This window comes from Candidatus Woesearchaeota archaeon, assembly GCA_027858315.1.
In the GTDB taxonomy this organism is placed as follows: domain Archaea; phylum Nanobdellota; class Nanobdellia; order Woesearchaeales; family UBA583; genus UBA583.
Map to the genome: position 1 here is coordinate 1 of JAQICV010000066.1, position 9,715 is coordinate 9,715.

Here is a 9,715-nt window from a genome sequence, read left to right on the forward strand (position 1 = left end):
TCTTATTTAATTCTTGACGAAAAGAATTCTCGTGAGGAATTATTTGTTTTTGTACAAGTTTACGAATCATAATAATTAAAGAAATTTGAACTTTATAAATCTACTTCGGATAAAGCCCACTTTTGAATTTTTTTATAAGTTTGATACATTTCAAATAATTTTAGTATGAACCGATTATAATAATTAGAACAAATAATGTTGTGTCTGTTATGAAATGAAGAGTAAGTGGGTAGAGAAAATTTCCGGAGTATTTTTTTGATTTGAAATCATAAAAGTATAGGGCAGTTATCATGAATAGAAATAAGAAGACATAATATAGAGTTAGGAGAAATAAAAAATTAGAGTTAAAGTTTATAAAATAATTTCTAACTAGATTTTCAAATCTTAATAGATGAAAAAGAACAAATATTGTTGCTACTTGAAATATTGCTTCTTTTTTATGTGTTAGTTGTTTATAGATGTTATATAAAAATCCTGCAAAGATTATTTGTTCTGAGAGGGCAAGGATGAATGTGAATGCAAAAACTTTAATTAAATACATGCTAGTACTTGTATCGAAAATTAGATTTATAGGTACAGGTTCTTTTACAAGATAAAAAAATAATCCATAACCTATACTTATTAAACCAACTAATGAGAAAATTTTAATATTAGATTTGTTTATATTTTTTAAAAAATCTTTATGATGACCTGAGAATACTAAGAATATATATGCTAGGAGTATGTTATATAGTAATATGTAAATATAACTTTGCTCTCCGAGAATTTCATATAAAAATGATGCAATTAATGGGTATAGAAAATAAAAAAATATGAACATATTAGTTATTATTAGATATTTTGCTAGTTTTTTTGATTTTTTGAAAAAAATATATGATAGTATGAATGTTAATAGTATGTTGAAGTAGAAGAAGTAAACTGTTTTTATCTCAAATAGAAAGAATATTGTCATAAGAATTATTAGAAAAGAGTTAATAAAAAATACTGATTTTTTTTCTAAATCTAAAATAGAGATTTTATACATATACTGGAATAGTAAATAAGTTTTATAAAGCTTTTTCATAACTAATAATTAATGGTTTTTAGAAATTTTTCTTTTTCTAGGTTTTTTAATAAGAGATTATTACTTCAGTTTTATTTTATTTTTTTTATTATTTTGAATGTTTTAGATTTTATGAATCGACTTGAGGGAGATTTAGATTTTTTCAAGAAGCTTCTTTCTTGGACTTTGATTGCATACATTTTTTATAGGGTTAGTTTTTCAAAAATTTTTATTGGGATTAGACTTAGAGTTTATGATTTATTTTTTATTTTAGCATTTTCTTTAATTGCAATCCCTAAGGCCTTGCTTCTATATTCTAAGAATTTAAACATCGGTGATTTTTATTTTTTTAAATTCTTTTTTAAATTTTTGAATATGACTGAAGATTTAGTTTTAATTTTATCTTTTTTAGGAATAATATTTGGGGTGATTTTAGTTATTTCTTTGGTATCAAATCATAATTATAAAAAAGAATCATTTTTAGGAAGTTTTAGATTCAGGGATAATTTTTTGGGACATTTGTTAACTTACATACTATTGATAATGTATTCTTTATTTTTAGGTCTTATAGTATTTAATTTATTTATGGAATGGTTTGCATTGGCAGTTGATGCAGTAATTTTAGTTTTAGGGGTTATTTATTATTTAGTTATGTATGTGCATAAACACACAAAAATTAAAACTAATTTTGTTAGTTCTGTTTCAAATTCAGGAAATATTTTTCTTAAGAATTTAATTGAGATGTTTTCAAATAAAAAAACTTTTTTTGTAGGGGTTTCATTTTTACTTGTTTTACATTTACTTGTTGATGCTGGAGTTTATATGGTTCCTTATGTTGTTGGGACTGAGAATGCTCTGTATTCTAGTGGTGAGATTGGAGGAAATCATCCTTTGTTTAATTTTTTTGATTTTAGTAAAAGTTTGATTTATTCTGATTTAACTCAGTTAGGAGCAAGTGATTTTTTTGTTACTTCGGCAATATTGTTAATTTATTTAATTGCGATTTTTTTAGGTTTTTCATTGCTTGTTTTGCCATTTTATATTCTATATAAAAATATTGAAAAGAAAAAGATATATTTTAGTAAATTTTTTGTAATTAGTTTTTTATCCAGTATAGTATTTTATTTATTTTTTATTTTTATTGAAGTCTTGAAGTTCCCACTAGGAATTAGATCTTTAAAAGCTTATGAGGGAGTTAGAGGGATTAGTATTTATACAAATCCTATTATTGATCAAAATGTTTCTTCTGAGGTTTGGACATTAATTCTAATTTTATCTATTGTTGTCTTTTTATTTTTATTTCTTAGATATGAAAAATACAAGTTTTTTTATGAAAAAACTTTATATGTATTTTTAGGTTTATTTTTAGTTTTTTATATTATGATGTATTTTGGAAGTGTTGTAGGAGTAGAGTATGATCGTTTGGGTAGTATTTTATTAAGTGAGGAGATTAATTTTGATTATGATAATTTGTATCAGGGGTATAAGAATGATGAAATTAAGAGAGATTATGATGAAAAGTATTATGGGAATATAGTTCATTTTTCACAATTTTCAATGAATATGTCAGGAAAAAGACATGACTTTATTCTAGGAGATGTTAAAGTTCTAAAGAATCATAGTTTTAGTTTTGGCAATTTTGAAAGGGTGTATTTGTCTGAGAGTTCTAGTTATGATTTTGAATTGAGTGAGATAACTTCAGAAGATTTCAAATTTATTTATTATGTAGGAATTGATAGATTTATTTTTATTAATGGAGAGGTTGATAGGATTTTTCCTTTACAAATTTATGAGTCATTTAATATAGAAAAAGGAGTTAAGGCTAATTTATCTATAGAACCGTATATTGTTTTTATTAGATTCATATTATTAAGTATGTTTTATATTTTTGGTACTTTAACATTTGTTTGGTTTTATACGAAGAAGAATATTTTGGATATGTGATTTTTTCATTTCTTATGAATATAATAAATCAATCCTAAACCAAAGACTGTATATGTTAAGTTTAAAATTTGTCCAACTGGGATTCCAAAGTATAAAGTAGAGGGTTCTCTTAGGAAATCTATTATGAATCTTCCAAAGGAGTATAATATAAGGAATAAAGCAGTTATTGTTCCAGTTTTTGTTTTTTTGAATATGTATGTTGCATATAATATTTGAAATGTTATTAGATTCTTTGCGCTCTCCAATAATTGAGTTGGCCATCTTGTTAGAGAGTCATATTCTGGGAAGATTATTCCTAGACTTGATTGTGTTGGTTTTCCAACTAGTTCTTGATTTATGAAATTAGCGAGTCTTCCAAATGCTAAAGCTGCAGCTGCTGGAATCGAGTATATATCTGTTAAGCTTAGAAGGCTTATTTTGTATTTTTTTGATGAGTAGTATAGTGAGATTACACCTAGTAGTATTCCGCCATGAATTGACATTCCTCCGTCCCATACTGTAAAGATTTTGCTGAGATTTGAGAAGTAGTATGATGGTTCATAGATTAGAACTTCAAATAAACGTCCTCCTAGAACAGAAGAAATCATAAAGTTAAAAAATATGTTTTCAGAATCTTCTTTTTTTATTTTTAGAGCTTTAGTATGGTGAGTTATGAAAAAATAGGATAGTGTAAATCCTAGTGCGTATACTATTCCATACCAGTATATTTGTAGACCAAATATTTCGAGTGCAACTTTATTGATCATATGCCTTGAATAGTTCTTCTGTGTATTCTTTTAGAGTTTTATTGCTGAAATCAATATCCTTGAATTCGTAGCTAGGATAGTTTTTCTTACTTTCATCATGTAAGTTCTTTCCAAACTTTACTAATTCTAATTTCCCAAAGTCTCCAGCGATTGCAATGTGTTCTACGAATGAGTTGATGTATTGTTCTCTAATTTCTTCTGTTGTGAATCTTACTAGTACTGAAGTCTTAATGATTTCTTTTAGTAGGAATAGTAGCATTTCTTCAGGTAGAATTGAGTATTCAATTGTAATTGGTTCAGAGAATGATTTGAATTTCTCGCATCTTACTACGTAGAATTCAATTGCATCTTTTAGTTTGAATCCTAATTTTTCTTCTATTAATTCTGAATTCTTTTCAATTAGGTCTAAGTGAGGTAAGAATCTGTCTTTATCAGATAGAGTTGATGCAAAGTTTTTAATTTGCTCTGATGCGTTGTATGTCTCGTTTAGAACGACATTGTATTCATATGAGTATTTAGGTACTAGTTTCATATCTTATTTATGAATGTTGGTTTTATAAATTTATTTGTTTTTTGCACAAAGTTTATTTTTTCTAAGCCACTAAATTTTATTACGCACAACATTCCACGTTAAAAAAAGTTCTTTGAACCAGTGAGAAGAATTTGTGAGAAATCTGTAAGATTTCTCTTTTTAATGGGTGTTATATCCGGGTGAGCGAAGCGAAAGGCTGCAAGCCGACCCCGAGGCATTTATGCTGAGAGTAAATTTGGAGTCCGTCCTTTCTATTGAGCGAAGCGAACATCAAAGACAAATATTAAAGGCAGTTTTCTAATTATCCATTATTTTTTTAATCTACTCTTTTCCAAACATCACGATATAATGTAGTAGGTGCTTTTCCATTTTTTCTAGGTCTAAATTGCCACATCCATGATTGTGAAAATAACCACGTATCTAACATCCCAAAAGCAGCACGAGGATTTCTTAAAAACTTGCCAACAATAGAAATATAAACCCTTGGTTTAGTTTTTAAAGCTAACTTGATTGCATTCAACCAATATTCTGAAGTTAAATGGTAGTCATGTGTTCCATCTTCTCTGCTTTCTAAAACAAATAACCCTTTGGCACATTTTTCTAACTGATCTTTATATGGATACCATCCACCTAGATTTTCTAATAAAACCTTTGCAAAATGGCCTTCATCTGATTTAGAAGAAAAAGATTTAGAACCTTTTGCTATCTCGTTAGGGTTTGTTTTCTCAGTAAAATGCATTACTGTAGTGGCAAGTCTGGAATCAGGTTTCATTATTCTATGACATATTTTGAAAAAATTTCTTAGTATTTCATCTTGTTTTCCATCAATAGCATCTTGCACTTGTGTAAAATGTTCCATAGAACCATTAGCAATAACACAATCAAATGAATTGTTCCATTCTTTTGGAATATCTAAATAATTCATTGCCTTAACATTAAGTCCTTTTTCAATATTACGAAGTTGTTGATATTTTGATAAAGTAATTCCACTTGCTTTTGCTCCACGTTTATTAGCAGTTTCTACTATTCTTCCATAACCACAGCCTATATCAAGCAAGAATGAACCTTTCTTACATTTTATTTTATCTAAAAGCCATTCGGCTTTGTCTTCTTGAGCTTTAATATAACCTGTTGAATCAACACCATTATATTTTCCATCAGTAAAATCAGTTATATTTCCATAAAAAGCAACGTCTAACATATCATAACAAGTTTCTACTATTTTACAATTCTTATTCATACATAAAAATAAATCATTAACATTTATATAATTATTCAAAAAAACTACCTCTTCATTTTTTTAGGACTCCAAATTTATTGAATATAACAACTATTAAACGAACTTTTTATCAGGAGTTGATTTGCCACTGCTGACAAAGCTGGATTATTAGCATTGTTAAAAGAAGTGCTGAGTTAGATATTGCTTATTCCAAATAATCACTATATTCTTTAATAAATTTCTTGGCAATGTAATCAATAAATACTAATTCAGTTCCACTTGTTTGATCTTTCTCAAGAGCATTATAATATGAAGTTCTTTTTATATAATCTATATCTAGTAGAGGATATTTATATAAGTTTAATATATAATTCATAAGTAATCTAGAAACTCTCCCATTCCCATCAGTAAATGGATGAATTGATACAAATTTTAAATGAACTAAAGCTGCGAGCCTTAAAGGATGTATTCTGTTTTTATTTTTATTATACCAATCAAAGAAATCTTTTAAATCAGATTCTACTTTGGATTGATGAGAAAAAATGGATTTAGAACCAATTACTCTAACAGGATGATTTCTCAATTTACCTGCAATTTGAGGATAAGTCCTTTCAAAAAGTTTTTTATGCCATGCTAAGATAAGCTCATAAGAAATATCTTGTTGTTGTTTTAGAATTTCAATAAATACATCATAGTGTGTTTTAGATTGCTCTATATCTTCAAATTTTTTAGCAGGAGTGATACCTTCTTCTATTAGCAATGCAGTATCCTTAAGATTAAGAGTTGAACCCTCTATTGCTTGAGAATTATAAGTAAATTTAATAGCAAATTGAGATAAATATTTTTTTTGAGCAATCTCATTAGTATCCCTAAATTCCTTATTAAAATTACTAGAAATATTATCAATTTCCTCTACAAACCTTTCTCTAAATACGTTCTCTTTAAACTCTTCTTTTATCAATAAAATATTCTTTGGTAACTCTTTACCAAAGTATTTTTCTATAGTTTGCGTCTTCTTATTTTTCTTATAAGAATATTGCAAATAATAATAATTATTTTTTTGAATCAATTTAACCATAATGTTTAATGTATGACTATATTTATAAATATATCTTTTTCATCGAAAAGGTCAGACAAGTCAAGTCAGCATTTTCACTTCAAATACTGACTTCCTCACGAGTTCTAACACTAATATTCCCACTTTGTCAGCAGAGTTATGGACACTGCTAACTAAGAAATTAGAATTAATTTAAAATTTCTTTCTCAACATCCAAAATCACTTCATTTTGAGATCTATTAGAATCAATTATCAGATCAGAATTATCTTTTTGTATATTTTCATATAGCTTTGCAGGTTCAATGACTGCTTTAAATATAAACTCCTTTCTCTCTTCAATATTCCTTAACAATCTTCTAGCTATTAATTCATCTTCAGCAATATCCAAATAAATTTTTTTATCAATTAAAGATACAAGTTCTTCATTAGTGTAAATTAAAAATCCATCAATCAATACTATTTTTTGTGGTTTTAATAATTTGTCTTGAGCCTCAGTAAATGCTTTTTTTGGCATATATGTTTCTTTACCTTCTTTTAAATCTTTAATAGCTTTAATTAATAAATCAAAATTAACATCTTCTTTTCTATTCCAAATAGGTTGTCCATCAACATTAGTTGAATTTTCTTTTCTAAAAAATTTATCTGCTTTAATATGCATTACATCTAAAGGATACTTCTCAGCGAGCTCTTTACAAATAGTACTCTTTCCAGAACAACTATTTCCACAAATTCCAACTATAATTGGTGATGTCATAGATAATAACTTTAATGCTTATTTAATAAATTTATCGCAGACAATTTCAATATATATATAAATAAAGCATAATTAATAATTGCATGGCTATGTATCATATATCAAAAGATACAACTCAAATTCAAGAAGAAATTCTTCCAAGTAAAAAATTATTCATAATTGATTTATATAAAACATTAATATTGTGGGATCATAGGAATAATAAGAATATACTTAGAAATGGCACACATGATTTCTTGAATCAATGGATGCAAACTAAAGTCCTATATAGTGATGCAAAAAGAAAAACAATACTTGATTCACTACACACATTTGAGTTAGAACAATATTTTTCCAGAGTATATTCTGAAGAACATGTTAACTTTCAAAGGCCTTTAGGAAACTTTCCATTAATGCATAAATATTACGAAGAAGTAGCTCGATTAGAGGGGTTTTTAATTGAAGATGCTATAGTAATTGAAGATTTTTCTGAAGAATCAAATCAGATACTGGATAATCATCAAATTGATATAATTAAGATACCGGTTCAATATGATAAGCGTTCTGTCAATTTTGGTCAAAAAAGCTCCAGAGAATATAATAGACATAGAAAAAAAGTTAATGGTTATTCTTTCAATGGAGTCTTACCTCTCGAACTAATAGCGTGTTAGTTTAATATTTCATCTCTTTGTTTCATCAATTCTTTTCCAACCATAATTAATAAAATTTTTTGTTAGTTTGAATACAATTTTTCCACTATATGTTAAAATTCTTTCAGATATAAAAAATAATATTATATACATTTTTTGTTTAAATACATAACTCCAGTCAATTTTACAATCCATATACTTTTTTAATTCTCTAAACTCAAGTTGATTATTTTGCAAACTATGGTGATCTGACCAAATTCTAGTGTGTTTATACCACCAACCACGCAAAGATAACACTGGAGTATAATAAACATTAACCAGGTCAGATTCTATAAATGATTCTCTACCATAATTTTTTATTAAAAAATAACTCAAATATGAATCATCTCCTTTTGAATTCCTAAATGTAGATTTCAATACACTTCCAAATATTGTATTTTTTAATGAATATATTCGACCATGAATATAATTTCTTTGTTTTTCAAATTTTTCAAATGATTTAGGCGGAATTTGAGATTTTGGATAAATTCTTCTAATATTAATTATTTTTGATAAAAAAGTCTTAGATAAAGGTATTGGATTTCCAGTAACACATAATAAATTTGATTCAGTCTGATTAAACTTATTAATAATATTTGTGATACACTTTTTATCCATTATAGCATCAGAATCTATAAAAATACAAATATCAGTTTCCTTTGAATTTTCTAAAATTTTACAAATTGCTTTAGTTTTTCCTTTTTTAGATGAAGTTATTATTAAGTTAGGATAATCATTTATTTTATTTTGAATAATTTTCTTACTGTTATCAGTAGTTCCATTAAAACATATAATTACAATGAAATCAATACCATTTATTAATTTTAAAGAGTTATAAACACTATCTAAGCACTTAATAATTGTCTTTTCTTCGTTGTATACTGGGATTCCTACTGAAATATTTTTAATTTTATTCATTTTCAAATATATTATACTTATTACAAAAATTTATGATACCTCCTGAAGCATCTTTATTATCTAATGCAGTTTTTTCAGTATTATAGATGAAAAATTTTGCAAAATCAAATAGTAAATTATAATCTAAATTTAATAATAAATACTTTTTATTTGGCCACCATTTTTCTTTAGGTAATCTAAATCTATCTAAAGCATCAGCAACTTTGAATATGTTCATTTCAATTTCATATTTATTCAAAAATAATTTTGAAATTTTAGAATATTCTATATCATGAGATTTAGTCAAATTACATATTAGATTAATATCTAGAGAACTATGATTATTATTCTTTAGAAACCACTCTGCTGCTCGATAGCCATGTGTGGCATCCTCTTTATCATTTAATCTTTTAATATCATGAATCCCAGCTACAATCAATAGCTCCTTAACATAAACATTGTAATTCAATAACTTACAGACAATTAAGACGTACACTTGAACTCTTGTCATATGCCTTAAACCATGAATTGAATTAATCTTTTCTTCCTTTACAAAATCTGCTTTTATTGGCGAATATTCTGATAATAATTTATTTGATATTTTAGGTATTTTAGTACATACAATTTCAAATTTAATTTTTTCAATTTCTTGTTTTAGATATAACCAGTTTAAAGTCTCTAGATCCATAGTTTGGATATTTTTCAACTTTTTTTCTAATGCTAAAATATATAGTGGTTCCATTCTTATCTAATTGAAGTTTTTTTTTTAGAGATCAATTTATTTTTTATCTCTATAGGTAATTTCTCTTTTAATATCACTTTATTGTTACTTGAATCAAATTCTGCATTGAAAATA

At 26.1% G+C, this 9,715-nt stretch carries 10 protein-coding genes; 3 read left to right on the forward strand and 7 right to left on the reverse strand.

Translation table 11 applies throughout. The features are described 5' to 3' along the window. Positions 1–458: 458 nt before the first annotated feature. Positions 459–596 carry a hypothetical protein gene (locus PF569_06295; protein ID MDA3855847.1) on the forward strand — a complete coding sequence of 46 codons (138 nt, stop codon included), beginning with the start codon at positions 459–461 and terminating at the stop codon, positions 594–596. 578 nt (positions 597–1,174) lie between these two features. Continuing rightward, the gene (locus PF569_06300; GenBank protein MDA3855848.1) at positions 1,175–2,986 is read left to right on the forward strand and encodes a hypothetical protein; all 1,812 of its coding nucleotides are present in this window, start codon (positions 1,175–1,177) and stop codon (positions 2,984–2,986) included. Between the two features lie 5 nt (positions 2,987–2,991). Here the strand turns inward: PF569_06300 and lgt are convergent, their stop codons facing one another. The 5 genes from lgt to PF569_06325 all read right to left on the reverse strand — a co-directional run bounded on the left by lgt (position 2,992) and on the right by PF569_06325 (position 7,294). Continuing rightward, a complete protein-coding gene (lgt, locus tag PF569_06305; protein MDA3855849.1) occupies positions 2,992–3,732 on the reverse strand; it encodes a prolipoprotein diacylglyceryl transferase in 741 nt (246 codons plus the stop codon). After that, positions 3,722–4,264 (reverse strand): hypothetical protein, encoded by a 543-nt coding sequence (locus PF569_06310; GenBank protein MDA3855850.1) that lies wholly within the window; start codon positions 4,262–4,264, stop codon positions 3,722–3,724. Before PF569_06310 ends, lgt begins: the two co-directional genes overlap by 11 nt. 316 nt (positions 4,265–4,580) lie before the next feature. After that, positions 4,581–5,504 carry a class I SAM-dependent methyltransferase gene (locus PF569_06315; protein MDA3855851.1) on the reverse strand — a complete coding sequence of 308 codons (924 nt, stop codon included), beginning with the start codon at positions 5,502–5,504 and terminating at the stop codon, positions 4,581–4,583. Positions 5,505–5,688: 184 nt separating this feature from the next. Continuing rightward, positions 5,689–6,561, reverse strand: coding sequence for a Fic family protein (locus PF569_06320; GenBank protein MDA3855852.1), 873 nt, complete (start codon positions 6,559–6,561; stop codon positions 5,689–5,691). Positions 6,562–6,727: 166 nt separating this feature from the next. Continuing rightward, positions 6,728–7,294 (reverse strand): AAA family ATPase, encoded by a 567-nt coding sequence (locus tag PF569_06325; GenBank protein ID MDA3855853.1) that lies wholly within the window; start codon positions 7,292–7,294, stop codon positions 6,728–6,730. An 83-nt stretch (positions 7,295–7,377) separates the two neighbouring features. Here PF569_06325 and PF569_06330 point away from each other — a divergent pair, with 83 nt between their 5' ends. Continuing rightward, complete coding sequence (locus PF569_06330) at positions 7,378–7,944, forward strand: hypothetical protein (GenBank protein ID MDA3855854.1); 567 nt, start codon at positions 7,378–7,380, stop codon at positions 7,942–7,944. Positions 7,945–7,953: 9 nt separating this feature from the next. Here PF569_06330 and PF569_06335 read toward each other — a convergent pair whose 3' ends face one another. Together PF569_06335 and PF569_06340 are read right to left on the reverse strand one after the other, a co-directional pair. Next, on the reverse strand, positions 7,954–8,880 hold the full coding sequence (locus PF569_06335; GenBank protein MDA3855855.1) for a glycosyltransferase: 927 nt from the start codon (positions 8,878–8,880) through the stop codon (positions 7,954–7,956). Further along, positions 8,873–9,601 (reverse strand): hypothetical protein, encoded by a 729-nt coding sequence (locus PF569_06340; GenBank protein ID MDA3855856.1) that lies wholly within the window; start codon positions 9,599–9,601, stop codon positions 8,873–8,875. Before PF569_06340 ends, PF569_06335 begins: the two co-directional genes overlap by 8 nt. Positions 9,602–9,715: the final 114 nt, after the last annotated feature.

Coding starts and splice junctions, on each gene's coding strand:
- PF569_06295 (MDA3855847.1), top strand. CDS start 459: ATGTTATATAAAAATCCTGCAAAGATTATTTGTTCTGAGAGGGCAAGG.
- PF569_06300 (MDA3855848.1), top strand. CDS start 1,175: ATGAATCGACTTGAGGGAGATTTAGATTTTTTCAAGAAGCTTCTTTCT.
- lgt (MDA3855849.1), bottom strand. CDS start 3,732: ATGATCAATAAAGTTGCACTCGAAATATTTGGTCTACAAATATACTGG.
- PF569_06310 (MDA3855850.1), bottom strand. CDS start 4,264: ATGAAACTAGTACCTAAATACTCATATGAATACAATGTCGTTCTAAAC.
- PF569_06315 (MDA3855851.1), bottom strand. CDS start 5,504: ATGAATAAGAATTGTAAAATAGTAGAAACTTGTTATGATATGTTAGAC.
- PF569_06320 (MDA3855852.1), bottom strand. CDS start 6,561: ATGGTTAAATTGATTCAAAAAAATAATTATTATTATTTGCAATATTCT.
- PF569_06325 (MDA3855853.1), bottom strand. CDS start 7,294: ATGACATCACCAATTATAGTTGGAATTTGTGGAAATAGTTGTTCTGGA.
- PF569_06330 (MDA3855854.1), top strand. CDS start 7,378: ATGGCTATGTATCATATATCAAAAGATACAACTCAAATTCAAGAAGAA.
- PF569_06335 (MDA3855855.1), bottom strand. CDS start 8,880: ATGAATAAAATTAAAAATATTTCAGTAGGAATCCCAGTATACAACGAA.
- PF569_06340 (MDA3855856.1), bottom strand. CDS start 9,601: ATGGAACCACTATATATTTTAGCATTAGAAAAAAAGTTGAAAAATATC.